The organism is Pseudomonas sp. RHF3.3-3, assembly GCF_048069595.1.
Lineage (GTDB): Bacteria > Pseudomonadota > Gammaproteobacteria > Pseudomonadales > Pseudomonadaceae > Aquipseudomonas > Aquipseudomonas fuscovaginae_B.
On sequence record NZ_CP182250.1, the window covers coordinates 3,716,697 to 3,736,717 of the forward strand.

18 protein-coding genes are annotated in these 20,021 nt (G+C 65.5%); 6 read left to right on the forward strand and 12 right to left on the reverse strand.

The features are described 5' to 3' along the window. Window positions 1-134: 134 nt before the first annotated feature. Window positions 135-704: a LuxR C-terminal-related transcriptional regulator gene (locus ACMGT0_RS16385; RefSeq protein ID WP_152973041.1), complete on the forward strand. Its 570-nt coding sequence runs from the start codon at window positions 135-137 to the stop codon at window positions 702-704. A gap of 46 nt (window positions 705-750) precedes the next feature. Here ACMGT0_RS16385 and ACMGT0_RS16390 read toward each other — a convergent pair whose 3' ends face one another. The 11 genes from ACMGT0_RS16390 to ACMGT0_RS16440 all read right to left on the reverse strand — a co-directional run bounded on the left by ACMGT0_RS16390 (window position 751) and on the right by ACMGT0_RS16440 (window position 13,244). Next, on the reverse strand, window positions 751-1,341 hold the full coding sequence (locus ACMGT0_RS16390) for a peroxidase-related enzyme (RefSeq protein ID WP_054059182.1): 591 nt from the start codon (window positions 1,339-1,341) through the stop codon (window positions 751-753). Then, window positions 1,341-1,868 (reverse strand): CMD domain-containing protein, encoded by a 528-nt coding sequence (locus ACMGT0_RS16395; RefSeq protein ID WP_054059183.1) that lies wholly within the window; start codon window positions 1,866-1,868, stop codon window positions 1,341-1,343. Before ACMGT0_RS16395 ends, ACMGT0_RS16390 begins: the two co-directional genes overlap by 1 nt. Window positions 1,869-1,923: 55 nt before the next feature. Then, window positions 1,924-3,489, reverse strand: a complete 1,566-nt coding sequence (locus tag ACMGT0_RS16400) for an ABC transporter substrate-binding protein (protein ID WP_054059184.1) — start codon at window positions 3,487-3,489, stop codon at window positions 1,924-1,926. 54 nt (window positions 3,490-3,543) lie between these two features. Beyond that, window positions 3,544-4,557: an ABC transporter ATP-binding protein gene (locus tag ACMGT0_RS16405; protein WP_416768992.1), complete on the reverse strand. Its 1,014-nt coding sequence runs from the start codon at window positions 4,555-4,557 to the stop codon at window positions 3,544-3,546. Then, window positions 4,547-5,566: an ABC transporter ATP-binding protein gene (locus ACMGT0_RS16410; RefSeq protein WP_416768993.1), complete on the reverse strand. Its 1,020-nt coding sequence runs from the start codon at window positions 5,564-5,566 to the stop codon at window positions 4,547-4,549. Before ACMGT0_RS16410 ends, ACMGT0_RS16405 begins: the two co-directional genes overlap by 11 nt. Continuing rightward, entirely contained in the window at window positions 5,563-6,468 is a 906-nt protein-coding gene (locus tag ACMGT0_RS16415) for an ABC transporter permease (RefSeq protein WP_054058371.1), read from the reverse strand. Before ACMGT0_RS16415 ends, ACMGT0_RS16410 begins: the two co-directional genes overlap by 4 nt. Further along, the gene (locus tag ACMGT0_RS16420) at window positions 6,465-7,439 is read right to left on the reverse strand and encodes an ABC transporter permease (protein WP_054058372.1); all 975 of its coding nucleotides are present in this window, start codon (window positions 7,437-7,439) and stop codon (window positions 6,465-6,467) included. Before ACMGT0_RS16420 ends, ACMGT0_RS16415 begins: the two co-directional genes overlap by 4 nt. After that, window positions 7,436-8,896 carry a SidA/IucD/PvdA family monooxygenase gene (locus tag ACMGT0_RS16425; RefSeq protein WP_416768994.1) on the reverse strand — a complete coding sequence of 487 codons (1,461 nt, stop codon included), beginning with the start codon at window positions 8,894-8,896 and terminating at the stop codon, window positions 7,436-7,438. Before ACMGT0_RS16425 ends, ACMGT0_RS16420 begins: the two co-directional genes overlap by 4 nt. A 225-nt stretch (window positions 8,897-9,121) precedes the next feature. Further along, the gene (locus ACMGT0_RS16430; RefSeq protein WP_416768995.1) at window positions 9,122-10,072 is read right to left on the reverse strand and encodes a LysR family transcriptional regulator; all 951 of its coding nucleotides are present in this window, start codon (window positions 10,070-10,072) and stop codon (window positions 9,122-9,124) included. A 488-nt stretch (window positions 10,073-10,560) separates the two neighbouring features. Further along, the gene (locus ACMGT0_RS16435) at window positions 10,561-12,126 is read right to left on the reverse strand and encodes a DHA2 family efflux MFS transporter permease subunit (protein WP_416768996.1); all 1,566 of its coding nucleotides are present in this window, start codon (window positions 12,124-12,126) and stop codon (window positions 10,561-10,563) included. Continuing rightward, the gene (locus ACMGT0_RS16440; RefSeq protein ID WP_416768997.1) at window positions 12,123-13,244 is read right to left on the reverse strand and encodes an HlyD family secretion protein; all 1,122 of its coding nucleotides are present in this window, start codon (window positions 13,242-13,244) and stop codon (window positions 12,123-12,125) included. The genes ACMGT0_RS16435 and ACMGT0_RS16440 overlap by 4 nt, the downstream gene beginning before the upstream one ends. 215 nt (window positions 13,245-13,459) lie before the next feature. On the opposite strand from ACMGT0_RS16440, the gene ACMGT0_RS16445 reads away from it, so the two are divergent. From ACMGT0_RS16445 to ACMGT0_RS16465, 5 genes are all read left to right on the forward strand, one after another. Next, window positions 13,460-13,840 carry a RidA family protein gene (locus ACMGT0_RS16445; RefSeq protein WP_054059237.1) on the forward strand — a complete coding sequence of 127 codons (381 nt, stop codon included), beginning with the start codon at window positions 13,460-13,462 and terminating at the stop codon, window positions 13,838-13,840. 80 nt (window positions 13,841-13,920) lie between these two features. Further along, window positions 13,921-15,912 (forward strand): peptidase U32 family protein, encoded by a 1,992-nt coding sequence (locus ACMGT0_RS16450; RefSeq protein WP_054059238.1) that lies wholly within the window; start codon window positions 13,921-13,923, stop codon window positions 15,910-15,912. A 148-nt stretch (window positions 15,913-16,060) separates the two neighbouring features. Beyond that, the gene (locus ACMGT0_RS16455; protein ID WP_416768998.1) at window positions 16,061-17,308 is read left to right on the forward strand and encodes an MFS transporter; all 1,248 of its coding nucleotides are present in this window, start codon (window positions 16,061-16,063) and stop codon (window positions 17,306-17,308) included. A gap of 37 nt (window positions 17,309-17,345) precedes the next feature. Then, window positions 17,346-18,386 (forward strand): GSCFA domain-containing protein, encoded by a 1,041-nt coding sequence (locus ACMGT0_RS16460; RefSeq protein ID WP_054059240.1) that lies wholly within the window; start codon window positions 17,346-17,348, stop codon window positions 18,384-18,386. Next, window positions 18,349-19,059, forward strand: a complete 711-nt coding sequence (locus tag ACMGT0_RS16465) for a hypothetical protein (protein ID WP_054059241.1) — start codon at window positions 18,349-18,351, stop codon at window positions 19,057-19,059. The genes ACMGT0_RS16460 and ACMGT0_RS16465 overlap by 38 nt, the downstream gene beginning before the upstream one ends. Before the next feature lie 59 nt (window positions 19,060-19,118). Here the strand turns inward: ACMGT0_RS16465 and ACMGT0_RS16470 are convergent, their stop codons facing one another. Then, entirely contained in the window at window positions 19,119-20,000 is an 882-nt protein-coding gene (locus ACMGT0_RS16470) for a TauD/TfdA dioxygenase family protein (RefSeq protein ID WP_273826193.1), read from the reverse strand. Window positions 20,001-20,021 lie beyond the last annotated feature (21 nt).

The window sequence follows — 20,021 nt, forward strand, 5'->3', positions numbered from 1 at the left end:
TTGGATTGGCTGAAGCATCGATTACAATGGAATACCAACGGGATCGCTCGCCAGTTGGTACAACTACGTACATGGGGTACGTAAGCCAGCCTTGGGCTCATCAATAACAACGCCCCCACCGAATCAGGATGTCAATGAGCGCTATCGTGCAACAACAGGATCTGCAGCGCCTGGCATTCATGGCGTCACCCGCCCCCCAGTTGATCACCGGCGACCGTGTGATACTCGACTGCAACGCCGCCTTCCTGGAACTGTTCGGTTACTCGCGCGAAGAGCTGCTGGGACAACTGACCCTGCTGATCCATCCTTCCCCGGATGACTACCGGGCCTTCGGCACTCGCAGTCGCAACGGGCTGCGGCGCAGCAAGAGCGGTTCCTACTCCGATGAGCGCCTGCTGCAGCGCAAGGACGGCGAGGTGTTCTGGGCCAGGTCGCAGGGCTATACCCTGACCCCGAGCGACCCGTTCAAGCTGATCGTCTGGCACCTGGAGCGCCTGGGCCGGATGCAGCGCATCGCCGTGGACCTCACGCCCCGCGAACGTGAGGTGTCGATGCACATCGTCAAGGGCCTGACCTGCAAGGAAGTGGCGAAGCAGCTGCAGATTTCCCATCGTACCGTGGAAGTCCACCGCGCCAGGCTGATGAAGAAACTCCAGGCCAGGAACAGCGTCGAGCTGGTGTCGAAGATCATTCTCGTCGATTGAGGCCTGCGCCCGCAGGCTTCGCCCCGCCCTGCCTCCCCTCCGGGCGTCACGCCTGCCGGGGGAACACCGGCTCGCCCAGGTTGAGCATCAGCCGGTTGGCCCAGGCGAAGATCGAAATGGCATGGATCAGGTCCAGCACCTGGCCATCGTCCAGCCCATGCTCGCGCAGTGCCAGGATGTGACCGGCGCCCAGGTTCGCCGGAGCCAGCGTCAGGTCGATGGAGAACTGCACGATGGCCCGCTCGCGGGGCGTCGTGCCGGCCATGGCCGGGTCGGCGAAGATCTCGCGGATCACGTCGTTGCGCTTGGCCAACTGCTCGAAGCGTTGCGCGTGGACCGAGGCGCAATAGACACAGCGGTTGATCCGCGAGACCACGGTGCTGGCCAGTTCGCGCTCGGCGCGGGACAGGCCGCCCGGGGCGTACATGATCGCGTTGAACGCCTGGGAGCGCTGGCGCAGGATGTCCGGGTGATGGCCCAGGGTCAGGTAATAGTCCGAGGTCTTGGCCTGCGGGTGACTCTCTTCGAGCACCGCGATCTGCTCCGGCGTGGCGCTTTGCAGGTCGATGGTCGGCAGCCAGGCTTTCCAGCCCAGCACTTCGTTGGTGAAACCATTGCTGCGGATCGGTTCGCTCATCAGGCGGCTCCTGCGCGGGACAAGGCCGTGAGGCCGGCGGCCAGGCGGACCTGGTAGGACACAAAGGCGATCAACTGCGCCAGGACGACGATCTCTTCGGTACTCAGCCCCTGCTGTTGCAGCGTTCGCAGTGCAGCCTTGTCGCCATGTACCGGGGACTCGATCAGCGTACGGGTAAAACCCAGTATCGCTGCCAGGCGGCTATCGCCCAGCGCTTCGAGGTTTCCCGCGTCGATGCTGGCCAGGGTGGTGTTGTCGATACCCTGTTCATGCAGTTGCGCCAGGTAGTGCGCGGCGAGCGCCGCCTGCGGAGTCAGTCGCGCCGCGTAGTAGGCCACCCACAGGCGCTCGCACAGCGACAGGTTGTTGCCCAGTTCGGCAGCGAAAAACAGCTCCTGGCTGCCCTGGGTCGCCGAGACGACTTTCTCCCGGGCATGGCGTACGTCGTGCAAGGCCGTGCCGGGCTGGAGGTTCAGCAGGCTGTCGAGCAGATCGGGCACGACAGCGTTGGCGGTGATGGAAGACATGAGGTTTCCTGCGGATCGATGACAGCCTTCCCGCCCAGGCAGGAAGGCATTGGGTTCAAGGTTGCTCGGTGACCATCAGCGCCGCGGTACGGTCGCTGACCAGCGGCTCGACCTTAAGGCCTTTGCGCGCAGCCCAGATATTCTGGTAGTGGAACAGCGGAATGATGCCGACATCGTCGCTGACCACTTTCACCGCATCCTGGAGGATCTTGCGCCGCCTGGCCTCATCGAATTCGGCGGTGGAATCGATCAGCGCCTTGTCCACCAGCGGGTTGCTGTAGCGCCCCCAGTTGGAGGCGCCCTGCCCCTTGCTGCTGTCGACGGTGGTGAGGATGTTGGTCAGCGCATAGGCCGCCTCGCCGGTGCCATTGCCCCAGGCGATCACGCTGACCGCCAGCTCGTTCTTGTTCGCCTTGCCGGCGTAGACCGCCCAGGGCAGCACTTCCAACTGCACCTTGAGACCGATGCGGGTCCAGAACTGGGCCACCGCCTGCAAGGTTTCCGGTGCCTGCGGGTAGCGGTCGCCGGGAACGTGCACGGTCAGCTGGAAGCCGTCCGGGAAGCCGGCCTCGGCCAGCAACGCCTTGGCCTGTTTCGGGTCGTAGGGAATGTTCTTCACCTGCGGGTTGTAGCCGAAGGTGTTGGCCGGCATCCACTGGTTGGCCTCGGTGACCGTACCCTGCATGATGCGCTGGTCGATGGCCTGGCGATTGATCGCCAGCGACAGCGCCTTGCGCACCCGCACGTCTCGCAACGGGTTCTGCGCCAGTGGCTTGCCGCTGTTGTCGCGAACGAACTCGTTCGGCCCCTCGCGGAAGCTCGGCTGGATGATCAGCGCGCGCAGGCCCTGGTAGGCGAAGACGTTGATCCCCGGGGTCTTGCGCAGGCGCTCGACATCGGTCGGCGAGACCTTGTCGATCACGTCGACATCGCCGGCCAGCAGCGCCGCCGTGCGGTTGGCGGCGTTGGCGATGAAGCGGAAGTCGACCTTGTCCCAGGTCGGCCTGGGGCCCCAGTAGCTGTCGTTGCGCGCGAAGATCGTGCGATCGCCCGGCACGTAGGACACGAAGCGATACGGCCCGGTGCCGATCAGGGCCTTGCCCGAGTTGTAGTCGGCGCTGCTGGCGGTGGCACCGGCATGGCGGCTGACGATGTAGATCGAGTCGACATCGGGCAGCAGGTTGGCGTTCGGTGTGCGGGTCTTGATCAGCAGCGTATGGGCATCCTTGGCCTGCACCGACTCCACGGTGCGCGTGGCCCCGGCGTAGGAAGCGACACTGCCCGGCACGTTGCGCGCCCGCTCGAAGGAGAAGACGAAGTCGTCGGCGGTCAGCGGCGTACCGTCCTGCCACTTGACGTCGTCGCGCAGCTCGAACTGCCAGGTGGTCGGGTCGAGCACCTTCCAGCTCCTGGCCAGGCCCGGCAGGGTCTTGTCATCGTGGCGATTGACCAGTGACTCGAAGGCGTGCAGCGCCACCGAGCGGTCGCCGGCATAGTTGTTCAGTTGCGGGTCGAGGGAGGAAACCGGGTCGGCGTAGCCGATGCGCAGGTCCTGGGCCGAGACGCCGCCGGCGGCCAGGAGCAGCGCCGAGGCGATCAGTGAGCGAACACGTGGTTGCATGGGTGATTCCTTGTACGCAATGGCGAAAAGCATGCCGGGCATCAGCGCGCCCGTTCAGGGATGCTCGTTGAGGTGACACGCACTCAGGTGGTTCGGCGAAACCTCCCTGAGGGCTGGAACTTCCTCGCGGCAACGCGCCGTGGCGCGCGGGCAGCGAGGATGGAAATGACACCCGCCGGGCGGGCTCAGCGGACTGGGGATTTCCCCTTGGATCGCGTCATAACGGGAATTGCGGACATCGAAGCGCGGAATCTGCGCCAGCAGGGCCTGGGTGTACGGGTGGTTGGCGCGGGCGAACAGCTCGTCCACCGACGCGCTCTCCACCACCCGGCCGAGGTACATCACCACCACGCGGTCGCACAGGTGCTCGACCACGCCAAGGTCGTGGCTGATGAACAGGTAGGTCAGGCCGAGCTGGTCGCGCAGGTCCATGAACAGATTGAGGATCTGCGCCTGGATCGACACATCCAGGGCCGCCACCGACTCGTCGCACACCAGCAGTTGCGGCTGCACCGCCAGGGCCCGGGCAATGCCGATGCGCTGGCGCTGGCCGCCGCTGAACTGGTGCGGATAGCGCTGGCGCAACTGCGGGTCGAGCCCGGCACGTTCGAGCTGGGCACAGACGTAGTCGTCGAAACCGCGCCGGTCGGTGAGACCGTGCAACAGCGCGCCCTCGCCGACGATACGATCGACCCGCAGGCGCGGATTGAGGCTGGCCGACGGGTCCTGGAAGATCATCTGCACCTTCAGGCGCACGGCCTGGCGCTGCCCGGCCGTCAGGCTGTCGAGGTCGAGGCCGTCGACCCGGACGCTGCCCGAGGACACCGGCAGCAACCCGGCGACCATCCGCCCGAGGGTCGACTTGCCGCAGCCCGACTCGCCCACCAGCCCGACCACTTCGCCGCGGGCGATGCGCAGGTCGACCCGGTCGACGGCGTGGGTCCGCAGTTGCGGGCGGGTCAGGCACAGGCGTTGCAGCAGGTGCTGAAGGGTACGCTCGCCAGGCGCCTTGCCAAAGGTCTTGCTGACCTGGTTCAGCTCGATGAGAGGTATCTGCTCACTGCGCATCGGCGGCTCCCGGGTGAAAACAGCGGACGATCCGTCCACGTGGCATCTGCAGGGGCTGAGGTTCTGCCGCGCACAACGGCGAAGCCCGCGCGCAACGGGCGGCGAAGGCACAGCCGACGGGCATCGACAGCAGATCCGGCGCCATGCCGGGGATCTGCCGCAGGCGCTGGCCTCGGCTGTTGCGGCTGGGCAGGCTGTCGATCAGGCCCTGGGTATAGGGGTGCTGCGGCTGGTCGAGGACATCGCCGACCGTGCCCTGCTCGACGATACGCCCGGCGTACATCACCGCCACGTCGTCGGCCAGGCCGGCCACCACCGACAGGTCGTGGGTGATCCAGATCAACGAGGTCCCCTGCTCGCGCACCAGTTGCTGCACCTGGCTGAGGATCTGCGCCTGGATCGTCACATCGAGGGCGGTGGTCGGCTCGTCGGCGATGATCAGGTCCGGCGCATGCAACAGGGCAATGGCAATCGCCACGCGCTGACGCATGCCGCCGGACAGTTGATGGGGATAGGCGCGCAGGCGCTCCTCGGGGCTGGCGATGCCCATTCGCGCCAGGGTGCGCGCGGCGTGCTCACGGGCCTCGCGCTTGCCCAGCGGTCGATGGGCACGCACCGCCTCGATCATCTGTGTATCGATGCGCAGCACCGGGTTGAGGGTCATCATCGGGTCCTGGAAGATCATCGCGATGCGGTTGCCCTGCAACTCGCGCCGTTGCGATGGCGAGAGCCGGGTCAGGTCGCGCCCCTGGAACAGCACCTGGCCGCCGCTGATCCGCCCGGGTGCATCGACCAGGCCGAGGATGGAGAAACCGGTGACCGACTTGCCGGAGCCGGATTCGCCCACCAGGCCGAGAATGCGCCCCGGCTGCACCCGCAACGACACGTCACGCACCGCCGGCAACACGCCGGCACGGGTGTGGAACGAGGTGCAGAGGTTGCGCACTTCGAGCGTCGGCACGCCGGTCTTGTCCGTTGCGGCGACAATCGCCGATTCAGGCAGGTTCATCGTTGCAGCCTCGGGTTCAGGACATCGCGCAGGCGGTCGCCCACCAGGTTGATCGCGACGATGGTGATCAGCAGCGCAAGGCCCGGAAACAGGCTGATCCAGTATTCGTTGCCGAGCATGTACTGGAAGCCGTTGGCGATCAGCAGGCCCAGCGAGGGTTCGGTCACCGGCACCCCCAGGCCCAGGAACGACAGGGTCGCCTCCAGGGTGATCGCCCGGGCGATCTGCAGCGCGCCGATGACGATCAGCGGCGGCAGGCAGTTGGGCAGGATGTGGCCGATGACGATCCGCCACGAACCGATGCCCTGCCCCCGCGCGGCGTCGACATATTCGCGACGACTCTCGGTCAGCGCCTGGCCACGGGCCGTGCGGGCGTAGTAGGCCCATTCGAGCAGTACCAAGGTGAGCATCACGTTGCCCACGCCCTTGCCCAGCCAGGCGAGGATCATCAGCGCCATGAGAATCACCGGGAACGACAGCAGCAGGTCGACCAGGCGCATCAGCAAGGCGTCGACCCAGCCGCCGACGTAGGCCGACAGCAACCCGAGCAGCGTGCCGATCAGCGCGGCGATCAGCGCCGAGCCGATGCCCACCCACAGACTGATGCGCAGCCCGTAGAGGATCGCCGACACCAGGTCGCGGCCCTGCCCGTCCGTGCCCAGCCAGTAGGTGTAGCCGCTGTCCATATTGGCGCTGCCCGGTGGCAGGCGCGCATCCAGCACGTTGAGCTGCATCAGGTCATAGGGGTTCTGCACCACGATCCAGGGGGCCAGCAGCGCCAGCAGCATCACCGCGAGCAACAGCACCAGGCCGGTCACGGCCGAGGGGGAGCCGAGGAACTCCACCAGCACCCGCCGCCACGGCGATTGCGCTGACAAACGATGGGCGAGCACGGCGGTCATCGGCCAGCCTCGATACGAACACGTGGGTCGAGCAGGTAATACAAACCGTCGACCACCAGGTTGAGCACGACGAAAATCACCACGACCACCATCAGATAGGCCACCACCACCGGACGATCCAGGGTGTTGATACTGTCCAGGATCAGCTTGCCGGCGCCCGGCCAGGAGAAGATGCTTTCGGTCACCACCGCATAGGCGATGGTCGAACCCAGTTCCATCGCCAGCACCGTCACCACCGGGATCATGGTGTTGCGCAGCACGTGCATGACCATCACCCGCAGCGGTGACAGGCCCTTGGCCCGGGCGAACCTGACGAACTCCTGGGGCAGCACCTCTCGCACGCCGGCGCGGGTCAGGCGCAGCACCAGGGAAATCTTGAACAGCGCCAGGTTCAGCGCCGGCAGCAACAGGTGCTGCAAGCCGTCGAGGGTCAGCCACGACCATTGCACGCCGAACAGCTCACGGGTGGCGCCACGGCCGCTGGCCGGCAGCCAGCCGAGGGTGATCGAGAACAGCAGGATCATCATCAGCGCGACCCAGAATGCCGGCAGCGAGAAACCGATGATGCTGCCGGCCATCATCAGTCGCGACAGCGGGTGCTCGGGGTATGTCCCGGCGAACAGGCCCAGCGGTACGCCGATCAGCACCGCCAGGCACAGCGCGCTGAACGCCAGTTCGAAGGTGGCCGGCAGGCGTTGCAGGATCAGGCGCATGGCGTCTTCGTGATAGACGAAACTCTGCCCGAGGTTGCCGTGCACGGCGCCCTTGAGGAAGATCAGGTACTGCTCCCACAGCGGCTTGTCCAGCCCCAGGTGGGCGATGGCCTGCAGGCGCTCGGCCTGGTTGAGGTCTTCGCCGACCAGGATGTCCATCGGGTTGCCGATCGCATTGAGGCCGATGAACACCACCAGTGTCATCAGCCAGATGACCAGCAGCGACTGGCCCAGCCGGCGCAGGGTCCAGCCGATCATTGCCGCATCTCGTGGGCGTCCGGCTGGCTGGCAACCCACTCGTCACCCAGCAGTTCCGGTTCGGCGTAGTCGCGCATGGCCGCGTAGTGCTGCTCGATATCGGCGTTGAACAACTCGCCGATCAGCGCCTGGGCCAATCGCTTGGCGCCCTCGCTGATCGCCGGAATGTCGCCCGATACCGCACCGAAGCTGAGGGCGGCGGGATAGCTGAAACAGTGGATGTGATTCAGGCCGGGACAGCTTCCGGGGATTTTTTCCTGGAACTCGAAGTTGCTGCCCAGGTCCGGCAGTTCCGCCAGCTCCGCGTCCGCCTCGTCGGCCGGGGCCTCGAAACGATCGCGCCAGGTCCGTACCTGCGCGCAAAACGGCGAGAACTCCGGGCGCAGACGGAAGTCGGTGCGAAAGCCGGTGGCGAACACCACGAAGTCGGCTTCCAGACGCGCGGTCGGCGTGTCCAGCCAGACGCCGCCGGCCGGGTTTGCCTGCACGGCCAGCAGCGGGCTGTTCAGCAGAAAACGCGCGCGGCCCGACTGCGAGACCCGCAAGGTACTGCCCCGTGGCGGTGGCACCTGCTGGGTGTTGAGATAGTTGCGCAGGCGCCATTTCCAGGCCGCCGGCAGCCGCCAGTAACCATGGGTCATCCCCGGGTTGCCGGCGCCCTTGCCCTTGTTGATGCGCGGCAGCTCGGCGCGACGGATCAGCAGGTCGACCCGGCTGGCGCCGGCCTCCAGTGCGGTCGCCGCACTGTCCATGGCCGAAGCGCCGCCACCGATGACCGCAACCCGCTTGCCTTCGAACCACTCGTTGCGCAGTCCGTCCGCCGAGTGCGCCCACAGCTCATAGGGCAGTGCCCGCGCCAGGTCCGGAACCCACGGCCCGCCCAGCCCATCGCGGCCGGTGGCGAGCACCACATGGCGGGCGAGCAGCTGCTGCGTCTGGGCGCCAGCCTGCACCTGCAGTTCCACCAGGCCGTCGGCGCGTGGCGCCACCCGGCTCACCCGGTGTTCGTTGCGCACCTCCAGCGCCAGGGCCTTGCGATACCAGCGCAGGTAATCGGCCCACTGCAGGCGCGGAATCTTGTCCAGGCGCTCCCAGGCCTCCAGGCCGAATTGCGCCTCGAACCAGGCGCGGAAGGTCAGCGCCGGCAAGCCCAGGGCCGGCCCGGTCAGCTGTTTTGGCGAGCGCAGGGTTTCCATGCGCGCGGTGGTCGCCCATGGCCCCTCGAAGCCCGCGGGCGCCTGATCGAAGATCACTGCCGCCACCCCCTGGTGGCGCAACTCGGCAGCCAGCGTCAGGCCGGCCATGCCGCCGCCGATGATCGCCACGTCCAGCACGGCTTGACCGTCGTGCAGGCGTGGCTTGACCCAGGGTTTGGCGGGCAGATCGAGCCAGTCGAGATCCTGGCGCAGGCGTGCTTCCAGTTTCGCCAGGCCGGTGGCGGCAGTTGCATCGGACATGTATGGGGTACTCGGCATGAGGTCGGGAGATCGGCCCCCGTCCCTTGAATCGCATTTCTGCAAAGGCCGCTAACATTCAAATATGAATTCTTGGCGGCCTTCAATTCGTAATCCGAATACTAAGAGGCGGTTTTTATTCTCGCAAAGCACAAAAAGGCATATTTATATAACCAATATGATTTTCAGGCGGTCGTGCCTGTCGAGAAGCCGCCACGTGCCCGTGGCTTACTCGGCATAGATACTTTGCAGCAGCGCGTCATGGGCTGCCGCTTCGTGCATGAGCATTTGCGGCAAGAGCAATCTTGCCGAATGGGCGATTTCATCGATCAGTGCCCGGGCCACGTCCGACAGCGGGCTGGCGAAGGCCGAGATCAGGCCGAAGAAGAATGGGATATGGCAACCGAGCGGACGCACCAACACGCCTTCCACCGGCACGCCCCTGGCCGTAAACGGATCGACCAGGGCGACGCCCAGGCCGGCGCGGGCCATCTGCATGGCGATCAGCGAGGTGTTGGTATCGAGCATGCGGGGCGTGCCGCAGCCCGCGTCGCGGAAAGCCTTGTCGATGCGCCGCCGAAAGCGGTAGGGGTTGGCCATGGTGACCAGTGTCTGGCGGGCCAGCAGATCCATGGGCAGCACTTCATGGGCCGCCAGGGGCGAATGCTGCGGCAGTACCGCGACACAGGAGGCTTCGCCGATCCAGTGGATATCCAGCCCGCGATGTTCGAGCGGCAGGCTGACCGCGCCGAGGTCCATGGTCTTGGACAGTACCGCCTGCACCACGTTTTCCGGCGACATGCTCTGCAGTTGGACCTGCTGCGGCCGCAGAGTCTCGGGCAGGCGAGCCAACGCCGCCGGCAGCAGGCCGGCGGCCAGGGCCGAAATCGCCACCAGCTTGATCTGGTGATTCTCCTCCTGGGCGATATGCTGCGCGCGCTGGCGGATATTGCGTATCCCCAACAGCGCGCTCTCGACTTCGCCATACATCATGAAGGCCTTGTGCGTCGGCGTGACCTTCGGCCCGCTGCGTTCGAACAGGGCGAAACCCAGCTCCTGCTCCAGTTCCTGGATCACCCGGGTGACCGAGGGCTGCGAACGGCCGAGCATCTTCCCCGCGGCGGTGACACTCCCCGCCGACATCACCGCAGCAAAAGCTTCCAACTGACGCAGATCCATACGCACGCCTTACCGTTACCGATCACGGAAAATCTGGAAGTCTACACGCAAAAATGTGAGAGCCGGCTTGCTGGCGATGGCATACGCACGGGCCCTTCAGTTTTTTTGCTGAACGCCGCACCGCCGCGAAGCTTTTGCTTTTGCTTTTGCTTTTGATCTTGCTCTTGATCCACCCGCCCCGTTCCCAGCAGGCTGAGTGGAGGTTCTGTTTCGAGAGTTGCCCGGCAGGGATGCCGGGCGAGCCGTGTTGGGCCATGGATGGCCCGTCACGGCGTGCTCTCGAAACAGAACCGGAGCGAAGGAACCCTCGCGCAGCGAGGGCCAATGGAGGGGCAAGCGTTTTTTGGTTACTTTTTTTGGCGTCTGAAAAAAAGTAACTCGCCCGTAAGGGGCGAAACCGTAACATCAGCTAAACGCGCAAACGGATATGTACCCCACCTCCCACCTCCCCCGGAAAAAGCCGAACAGACAGCAGCTCCCGCACCTGATCAATGCCCATCCGCAGAAGGCTGCTGCGGTGGCTGAACCTTGTGCATCAACGGCACCAACACCGTCGCCAGAATAAAGCAGACCATGATCACCAGAAACGCATCGGCATAAGTCAGCGTCTGGGCCTCTCGCCAAGTCAGGGCCCAGAGCTGGCGCAACGCGATCTGACTGGCATCCAGACTGTTCTGGCCAAGCGCCTGGGCACTGCTGCTCAAGTGTTCGAGCCAGAGATTCATCTCTTCGTTACGGCTGCTCAGGTGCTCCGCCAGACGCAGGAAATGCAGGTTGCTGCGGTCGTTGAGCACCGTGGCGCAGGCAGCGATACCGATCGCGCCGCCGAGGTTGCGCATCAGGTTGAACAGCCCCGAGGCAAGCTTGAGCCGGGCCGGTGCCAGGGAGCCGAGGGTCAGCGTCACCGTCGGCGCGACGGTCAGTTGCTGGGCAAACCCGCGTATCGCCTGGGGCAGCAGCAGTTCCTTGCTACCCCAGTCATGGGTGATCGGCGCAAAATTCCACATCGACAGGCCGAACAACGCCAGGCCGAGCATGAGGATCCAGCGCAGGTCGATACGGCTGGCAAGGAACGCATACACCGGAATCGCCAGCAACTGGAAGATCCCCGTGGAAAACACCGCGATACCGATATCCAGTGCCCCGTAGCCGCGCACCCGGCCGAGGAACAGCGGTGTCAGGTAGATGGTGGCGAAGATGCCGATGCCGGTGATGAAGGAAAACAGGCAGCCGAGGGCAAAGTTGCGCTCGCCCAGGGCACGCAGGTCGACGATCGGCTCGTCGATTTCCAGGCAGCGCCAGATGAACAGCACCCCGCTGGCCAACGCCACCCAGGCCGTCAGGGTGATGGTGCTGTCACTGAACCAGTTCCAGCGCGGACCTTCCTCGAGGGTATATTCCAGGCAACCGAGGAACACCGCCATCAGCACGATGCCCAGGTAGTCGGCGCCCTTGAGCAACGCCAGGTTCGGCTGGTCGACCCGGACCAGCAGCGGCACGCTGAGGGTCACGAACAGGCCCGGCAGCAGGTTGATGTAGAACAGCCAGTGCCAGGAGGAAATGTCGGTGATCCAGCCACCGACCGCCGGGCCGAGGGTCGGCGCGAGCGAGGCGATGGCACCGATGGTCGAGGCGGCGATGATGCGCTGCTTGCCGTTGAAATAGATGAAGGCGGTGGTGAACACCAGCGGAATCATCGAACCGCCGAGGAAACCCTGCAACGCGCGAAAGGCGATCATGCTCTGGATGTTCCAGGCCACCGCGCACAGCAGGCTGGTCAGGGTGAAGCCGGCGGCGGAGGCGGCGAACAGCCAGCGGGTGCTCATCACCCGCGACAGCCAGCCGGACAGCGGGATGACGATGATCTCGGCGATCAGGTAGGCGGTCTGCACCCAGGCGGTGTCATCGGCGCCCGCCGACAGGCCGCCGCCGATATCGCGCAGCGAGGCGGACACGATCTGGATGTCGATCAGGGCGATGAACATGCCCAGGCACATGCAGGCAAAGGCGGCGACCTTCTGCCGGGTGCTCAGTGTGGGCAGCCCGTCACTCATGGCCGGCTGGCCTGGGCAACCGCCGGTTCGATAGCCGGTTGTTCGCGGGTGTTCACTTCGGTCTGAACCGAGAGCCCCGGGCGCAAGGCACCGAAGTCGGCGTCGCTGCCGTCCAGGCGGATCCGCACCGGAACACGCTGGACGATCTTGGTGAAGTTGCCGGTGGCGTTTTCCGGCGGCAGCACGCTGAACTGGGCGCCCGTGGCGGGTGCCAGGCTTTCGATGTGCCCATGGAACTCACGACCCGGCAGGATATCGGCCTTGATATTGACCGCTTGGCCGACCTGCATCCGCGCGAGCTGATCTTCCTTGAAGTTGGCGTCCACCCACAGGCCATGGGCCGGTACCACCGAAATCAGCTGACTGCCGGCTGCCGCATAGGCGCCGACCTTGGCCCGGCGGTTGCCGACATAGCCGTCCAGCGGTGCGCGCAGTTCGGTGTAGCCGAGGTTCAACTGTGCCTGGTCGCGCTCGGCCTGGGCCTGTTCCAGCATGGCCCGGGCCTGTTGCCGCTGGGTTTCGATCACCGCCAATTGGCGTTGCGCCGCCAGCAGTCCCGCCTCGGCCCGGGCCCGTTCGGCCTGGGCGGTTTTCCAGGTGGCATCGGCACGCTGGGCACTTTCGACGGAGACCGCCAGGCTGCGCACCAGCGTCTGGTAGCGGGCGTGGTCGTCGTGGGCGCGGCGGGCCTCGGCATCGCTGGCATCGATCTGCGAACGGGCCTGGCTGATCAGCGCCTGCTGCAACTGTTCGGTGGCATCGAGGTTGGCCAGGCTCGCCCGCTGGGCGGCCACGGCACCTTCGGCCTTGGCCAGGGCGATGCGGTAGTCACGGACATCGATGCGGGCCAGCAGGTCCCCGGCCCTGACAAACTGGTTGTCGCTCACCGCCACTTCGCTGATATAGCCCGGGACCTTGGCGCTGATCACCGTGACTTCGGCGCCGACATAGGCATCCTCGGTGTCCTCGACGAACCGTCCGGTCTGCCACCAGTGGCTGCCGTAAACGACGGCCGCGGCCACCGCTGCCGCGAGCACCGCCAGGCGCACCAGTGGCTTGCGCCGCGCCGGGGCCACAGCGGATGTACTTTCGGGGGCAATGTGGACTTGAGTGCCCATGGCGGACTGACCTCTATCGCTGGCAACGAAAAATTATGATCATAATATTCATGGCGGCTTTTATCATGCAAGTCTCTATTTTCCGACAGCGAATCCACTCGTCGGGGCAATGCGGTACCGGTACCGGCGCGTCACGCCTATACTGCCGGGCTGATTCATCAACGGGCGTGCCAGGTACGCGCCCTTCCCTGCGCAACTTTCAACAAGAGAACCCCATGGCCAATCATGACCTGACCTTCCTGCCGGATCCCGACGCGGACTCGATTTCCTCCGACGTGGCCGGCTTCGGCGGCCTGCTGGTGTCCACCCAGATCCCCACCCGTGCCGACGGCAGCCTGGAACTGGGCGATATCACCCGGCAGAGCGAATGCACCCTGCAGGCGCTCAAGGTGGCGCTGGAGAAGGCCGGCAGCTCGCTGGACCGCGTCCTGCACCTGACCATCTACCTGACCGATATCGCCGACCGTCCGGCGTTCAACGAGGTCTACAGGCGGTTCTTCGTCAAACCCTGGCCGGTACGTGCAGCCATTGGCGTGGCAGCCCTGGGGGTCGAAGGCATGAAGGTGGAAGTCACGGCGATGGCGGCCAAGGCCTGACCGGTCAGCCGCAACGGGTGCCGGCGCGGCGTTTCGCCGGTACAATGCACGCCTTGACCGTGCAGCCTGACTAGAAAAACATGTCCCTACCCAAGCATCACCTGGAATTGCTCAGCCCCGCCCGCGACGTGGCCATCGCCCGCGAAGCCATCCTGCACGGGGCCGATGCCGTGTATATCGGCGGCCCGAGCTTCGGCGCCCGCCACAATGCCTGCAACGAAGTGAGCGATATCGCCCAGTTGGTGGAGTTCGCCCGCCGCTACCACGCGCGGGTCTTCACGACCATCAACACCATCCTGCACGACAACGAGCTGGAGCCGGCGCGCAAGCTGATCCATGAACTCTACGATGCCGGGGTCGACGCGCTGATCGTCCAGGACCTGGGCGTAATGGAACTGGATATCCCGCCGATCGAACTGCACGCCAGCACCCAGACCGACATCCGCACCCTGGAACGGGCCAGGTTCCTCGACCAGGCCGGCTTCTCCCAGTTGGTGCTGGCCCGCGAACTGAACCTCCAGGAAATCCGCGCCATCGCCGACGAAACCGACGCGGCGATCGAGTTCTTCATTCACGGTGCGCTGTGCGTGGCCTTTTCCGGCCAGTGCAACATCTCTCATGCGCAGACCGGCCGCAGCGCCAACCGTGGTGACTGCTCCCAGGCCTGCCGCCTGCCCTATACCCTCAAGGATGACCAGGGCCGCGTGGTCGCCTACGAGAAACACCTGCTGTCGATGAAGGACAACAACCAGAGCGCCAACCTGCGCGCCCTGGTGGAAGCCGGCGTGCGCTCGTTCAAGATCGAGGGCCGCTACAAGGACATGGGCTATGTGAAGAACATCACCGCCTACTACCGCCAGCGCCTGGACGACATTCTCGAAGGCCGCCCGGACCTGGCCCGCGCTTCCAGCGGCCGCACCGCGCACTTCTTCGTGCCGGACCCGGAGAAGACTTTCCACCGCGGCAGCACCGACTACTTCGTCAGCGAGCGCAAGATCGATATCGGCGCCTTCGACACTCCGACCTTCACCGGCCTGCCGGTGGGCGTGGTGGAAAAAGCCGGCAAGCGCGACCTGCAGGTGGTGACCACCGAGCCCTTGTCCAACGGCGATGGCCTCAACGTGCTGATCAAGCGCGAAGTGGTCGGCTTCCGTGCCAACGTCGCCGAACCGCGCGGCGAGTTCGAGGAGGACGGTGAAAAACGCTACCGCTACCGCGTCGAACCCAACGAGATGCCGGAGGGCATGCACCGCCTGCGTCCGAACCACCCGCTGAACCGCAACCTGGATCACAACTGGCAACAGGCATTGCTCAAGACCTCCGCCGAGCGCCGTGTCGGTGTCAGCTGGAGCGCGCGCCTGCGCGAGGAGCGTCTGGAACTGACCGCCACCAGCGAGGAAGGCGTCAGCGCCAGCGTGGCCCTGGACGGCCCGTTCGGCCTGGCCAACAAGCCGGAGCAGGCCCTGGAGCAACTGCGCGACCTGCTCGGCCAGTTGGGCACCACCCAGTACCACGCCACCGCCATCGAGCTCGATGCACCACAGGCCTACTTCATCCCCAACTCGCAGCTCAAGAGCCTGCGCCGCGAAGTGATCGAGGCGCTGACCGCAGCCCGCGTCGCCGCCCATCCGCGCGGTGGCCGCAAGGCCGAGACCAGCCCGCCGCCGGTGTACCCGGAGTCGCACCTGTCGTTCCTGGCCAACGTCTACAACCAGAAGGCCCGTGACTTCTATCACCGTCATGGGGTCAAGCTGATCGACGCGGCGTTCGAGGCCCACGAGGAAACCGGTGAAGTGCCGGTGATGATCACCAAGCACTGCCTGCGGTTCTCCTTCAATCTGTGCCCGAAACAGGCCAAGGGCGTGACCGGCGTGCGGACCAAGGTCGCGCCGATGCAACTGATCCAGGGTGACGAGGTGCTGACCCTGAAGTTCGACTGCAAGCCTTGCGAGATGCACATCATCGGCAAGATCAAGGGTCACATCCTCGACCTGCCGCAACCGGGCAGTGCGGTGGTCGGCCATATCAGCCCGGCCGATCTGCTCAAGACCATTCCCCGCGCGCCACACTGAAGTGAGCGGCCTTGACGGCCGCTTTCGCCCGCCCCGCAAATAAAGTCGTCGACCGGCTTCGCGGGGCTTGCATATCGGCGCATTGCCCTCTTCAATGAGCAGGCCCCGCCTCCAGGCGGGGCCCTGTTTCCCTGTCGAGACGAGCCAGATGGATCTGCGCCAGAAACCCGCCCTATGGAAGACCTTGTGGGCCCTGCCTGCGGCCACCCGCTGGCTGCTGCTGGGCATCGGCCTGTCGCGGGTCGCCTCGTTCATGGTCTGGCCGTTCATCGTGGTGGCGATGAACCGACGCTTCGGCACGCCGATCACCGATATCGGCGCGCAACTGGCCCTGGGTGCGCTGATCAGCATCGCCCTCTCACCGCTCAGCGGCTTTCTCGGTGACACCTTCAATGCCCGCAACCTGATGGGCTTCGGCTGCGCCCTGGGCGCCGGCTGCTTCCTGCTGATGGGGCTGGCACCCGGGCAGACCAGCTACTTCGTCGCGATCATCGGCATGGCGGTCGCCCACAGCATCCTCGAACCGCTGTTGCGGGTGCTGCTCAGCGACACCGTCGCCACCGACAACGAACGCACCTTTCTCTTCCACATCCGCTACTACGTGGTCAATTGCGCCGCTGCCAGCGGGCCGTTGCTCGGCATGTGGTTCGCCAACCGCGAGAGCGACGCGGTGTTTCCGATCGCCGCCTTCACCTACGCACTGCTGGCCCTGAGTATCTTCGGCGCCGCGCGCTATCGGCTGCAGGCGCCGCACCTGGCCGGTACCGAGCCGACCTCGCCGCCCCTGCGTGAGGTGCTGCGGGCGATGCTCGGCAATCGACTGTTCCTGACCATCATCGTCGCCAACTTCTTCCTGGTGCTGGTCTACGCCCAGGTCGACGAGTCGCTGATCTTCTACCTGCTGGCACTCAAGGTCGAGGACATCAACGCGGTGATCGCCAGCCTGAGCGTGACCAACGCCTCGGTCGTGCTGGTGTTCCACCTGTGCCTGATGGGCTGGCTGATGAACCTGGCCGACAAGCGCGCCTACATCCTCGCCCTCGCCTGCCTGATGATCGGCCACGCGATCATTGCCCTGAACACCGGCGCGCTGTGGTACGGCTGGATACTGGCGATCGGGTTCGCGACGCTGGCCGAGATCATCGTCATGCCGTTGTTCGCCACCCTGATCGATCGCCTCGCGCCGCCCGGCATGCGCGGCAGTTTCATCGGCATTTCCATGCTGGCCGGGCTCGGCTCGGCGCTGGCGCCGCTGCTCGGGGCGCTGGTGATCAGCCACTTGGGCGGCGTGGTGCTGTTTTCCGCCCTGGCGCTGGCCTGCCTGCCCATCGGCCTGCTCGGCTACCGGGCACTGGATGCCGGCCAGCCGGCCAGCGCGCTGGAACCGACGACATGATCGCCCTCAACCAGGTCCAATTCGGAGTGAACCCGGGATGAATCCTTACCAACTGTTGGCACCTCGTTCATTCTGGCGCAGTGCCGTGGCACAGCAGACGGCCGAAAGCATGAGCGAGTTGTGGCTGCCGCAATTCGGGATCGAACGCGACGATGCCATCGTCACCGCCGGTTCCTGCTTTGCCCAGCATATCGGCCGGGCACTGGTGGAGCGCGGGATGAACTGGGTCGACAGCGAACCGGCGCCGGCCGGCCTGTCGGAAGCCGAGCGCAAGGCGCGGCACTATGGCGTGTTCTCCTTTCGCACCGGCAACCTCTACACCCCGGCGATGTTGCGCCAGTGGCTGGAGTGGTGCCTGGACAGGCAGGCCATGCCCGACGAGCTCTGGAGCCGCGATGGACGTTTCTTCGACCCCATGCGGCCGGTGGTCGAACCCGAAGGCCATGCCAGCCGGCAGGCGCTGCTGGAGGCCCGACAGGTCACGCTGGCGGCGATGAAGACGGCGTTGCAGCGGGCCAGGGTCTTCGTTTTCACCCTGGGGCTGACCGAGGCCTGGGTGAATCGACGCAACGGCCTGGTGTACCCGCTCTGCCCCGGTACGCTGCAGGGGACGTTCGATCCGCAGGTCCATGCCCTGCACAACTTCGGCTTCGTCGACAGCCACCGTGAAATGCACACGGCACTCGAACTGTTGCGCTCGGTGAATCCGCGGATCCGGGTGCTGCTGACCGTGTCGCCGGTGCCGCTGACCGCTACCGCGACCGGCCAGCATGTGTTGACCGCCACCACCTACTCCAAATCGGTGTTGCGCGCGGTGGCCGGCCAGTTGTGCGAGGAACAGCCGGAAGTCGACTACTTCCCCTCCTACGAGATCATCACCGGCACGCCGTTCAAGGCCGCCTTCTACCAGGACAACCAACGCGAAGTCACGGCCGCCGGGGTGGCGTTCGTCATGCGCCAGTTCTTCAGCGCCCTGAACGGCCAACCGCCGGTGGCACCAGCCAACCCGATCGCTCATCTGCCCAGCGAGGACCTTGTTTGTGAAGACGCCGTACTCGACTACTACGCCAAGCCCTAGCTTCCTGCTGCTGGGCGACTCCAACGCCGGGCCGATCGGCAAGGCGGCGCAGGCCCGCGGGTTGATGGCCTGCGGCGGCCCGCTGGGGGCCGGACGGGATTTCAACGTCGATTTCCTGGTAGCGCAGCCGGGGGACGTGGGGTTTCGTGATACGGAAATGGACCAGCGTTATCGCCAGGCGCTGGAGCTGGCCGGGGTGGCCCGGCTGGAAGAACTGTCGGTTCCGCTGGTCAGTACGCTCGGCATGAGCGTGCACTTTCTCGCCAGTCGGCCGAACTGGCACTGTTATCAGGATGAAAGTGGCGAGTTCGACGCCGGGTTTCTGGGCGGGCCCCTGTTCGAGTCGATCATAGAAGAAATGAGCCGGTATGCCCTGGCGTTCTACGAAAGGGTGCTGGGACTGGGCATCAGGGTGCTGGTGGTCCTGCCACCGCAGCGGGTGCCGGAGTTTTCCGATGCGCGGGTATTCATCGCGGCGCAGGAGGTGCTGATTCGACGCTTGCGCGAGTTGGGCGTCGAGCTGATCGATGTGCGGGACGCCGCCAACGGTGAGGATGGCTGGCAGGCCCCGCGGTTCTGCGAGATCGATGACCCGTTGCACGGCAACCTGGCCTTCGGCGAGCTGATCGTCGAGGCGCTGCTTCCCCGACTCGCCCAGCCACAGTGGGCCTGACCCACCCCCCATCCCGCTCCATTCGGTGGATGAGCGCAGGCCTGCGGGCCCACAGGATTTCAGGTTTCGGTATAGGGCTGCGGCTGCTCACCGAGGATTGTCACCCGTTCGCCATACCGCGAATGCGGGAAGTAGTCCCACACCGCATGGTGCTGGGTGCAGCGGTTGTCCCAGAACACCAGGGTATTGGGCTCCCAGCGTACCCGGCAGGTGAGAATCGGCTCGCGGGCCACCAGGCCGAACAACAGGTCCAGCAGCGCCCGGCTTTCCCCCTCGGACAGTTGCACGATATGCGAGGTGAACCCGGAGTTGACGAACAACGTCTTGCGCCCGGTCTCCGGATGGCGCACCACCACCGGGTGTTCGGTCCTGGGCAACCCCTCCGGCGCCGGGTAGCCCTTCCACGGAATCGCCCCATCATGGATGGCCGTCAGCCCCTGCAGAAAACCCTGCAGGGTCGGCGACAGCATGTCCAACGCCAGGTGCATGTTGGCGAACAAGGTGTCGCCACCGCTACCGATGGCCGGGGTCTCCTTGATGTACAGCATCGAACCCATCGACGGTGCCAGGTCCGCGGTACCGTCGGTGTGCCAGGCCTCCCCGGCGACGAAGCGCGATTGCGCCGTGGCACGGATGACCACCAGTTCCGCATCGTCGCCGTCGATATCCTCCAGCGGCAAGGCGCGCAACTCACCGAACAGTCGACCAAAGGCCTTGTGCTGCTCGACGCTCAGGTGCTGGTCGCGAAACACCAGCACGTGGTTTTCCAGAAAGGCCCGGCGAATTTCCGCCAGTTGCCCGGGCGCCAGTTCCCTGGACAGGTCGACCCCGCCGATCTGCGCGCCGATGATCGGAGTCAACCGATCGACGGTGATGTGCTGGTACGGCGCCCGACGTTCGCCGGCGATCCTCTCGACGGCCTTCAATGCCCACTGATCCATGTTCCCTCACCTTTTTGTTGA

Excerpts from the sequence above, each read along its gene's own strand:
- ACMGT0_RS16385 (WP_152973041.1), top strand. The coding sequence starts at position 135 with ATGAGCGCTATCGTGCAACAACAGGATCTGCAGCGCCTGGCATTCATG.
- ACMGT0_RS16390 (WP_054059182.1), bottom strand. The coding sequence starts at position 1,341 with ATGAGCGAACCGATCCGCAGCAATGGTTTCACCAACGAAGTGCTGGGC.
- ACMGT0_RS16395 (WP_054059183.1), bottom strand. The coding sequence starts at position 1,868 with ATGTCTTCCATCACCGCCAACGCTGTCGTGCCCGATCTGCTCGACAGC.
- ACMGT0_RS16400 (WP_054059184.1), bottom strand. The coding sequence starts at position 3,489 with ATGCAACCACGTGTTCGCTCACTGATCGCCTCGGCGCTGCTCCTGGCC.
- ACMGT0_RS16405 (WP_416768992.1), bottom strand. The coding sequence starts at position 4,557 with ATGCGCAGTGAGCAGATACCTCTCATCGAGCTGAACCAGGTCAGCAAG.
- ACMGT0_RS16410 (WP_416768993.1), bottom strand. The coding sequence starts at position 5,566 with ATGAACCTGCCTGAATCGGCGATTGTCGCCGCAACGGACAAGACCGGC.
- ACMGT0_RS16415 (WP_054058371.1), bottom strand. The coding sequence starts at position 6,468 with ATGACCGCCGTGCTCGCCCATCGTTTGTCAGCGCAATCGCCGTGGCGG.
- ACMGT0_RS16420 (WP_054058372.1), bottom strand. The coding sequence starts at position 7,439 with ATGATCGGCTGGACCCTGCGCCGGCTGGGCCAGTCGCTGCTGGTCATC.
- ACMGT0_RS16425 (WP_416768994.1), bottom strand. The coding sequence starts at position 8,896 with ATGTCCGATGCAACTGCCGCCACCGGCCTGGCGAAACTGGAAGCACGC.
- ACMGT0_RS16430 (WP_416768995.1), bottom strand. The coding sequence starts at position 10,072 with ATGGATCTGCGTCAGTTGGAAGCTTTTGCTGCGGTGATGTCGGCGGGG.
- ACMGT0_RS16435 (WP_416768996.1), bottom strand. The coding sequence starts at position 12,126 with ATGAGTGACGGGCTGCCCACACTGAGCACCCGGCAGAAGGTCGCCGCC.
- ACMGT0_RS16440 (WP_416768997.1), bottom strand. The coding sequence starts at position 13,244 with ATGGGCACTCAAGTCCACATTGCCCCCGAAAGTACATCCGCTGTGGCC.
- ACMGT0_RS16445 (WP_054059237.1), top strand. The coding sequence starts at position 13,460 with ATGGCCAATCATGACCTGACCTTCCTGCCGGATCCCGACGCGGACTCG.
- ACMGT0_RS16450 (WP_054059238.1), top strand. The coding sequence starts at position 13,921 with ATGTCCCTACCCAAGCATCACCTGGAATTGCTCAGCCCCGCCCGCGAC.
- ACMGT0_RS16455 (WP_416768998.1), top strand. The coding sequence starts at position 16,061 with ATGGATCTGCGCCAGAAACCCGCCCTATGGAAGACCTTGTGGGCCCTG.
- ACMGT0_RS16460 (WP_054059240.1), top strand. The coding sequence starts at position 17,346 with ATGAATCCTTACCAACTGTTGGCACCTCGTTCATTCTGGCGCAGTGCC.
- ACMGT0_RS16470 (WP_273826193.1), bottom strand. The coding sequence starts at position 20,000 with ATGGATCAGTGGGCATTGAAGGCCGTCGAGAGGATCGCCGGCGAACGT.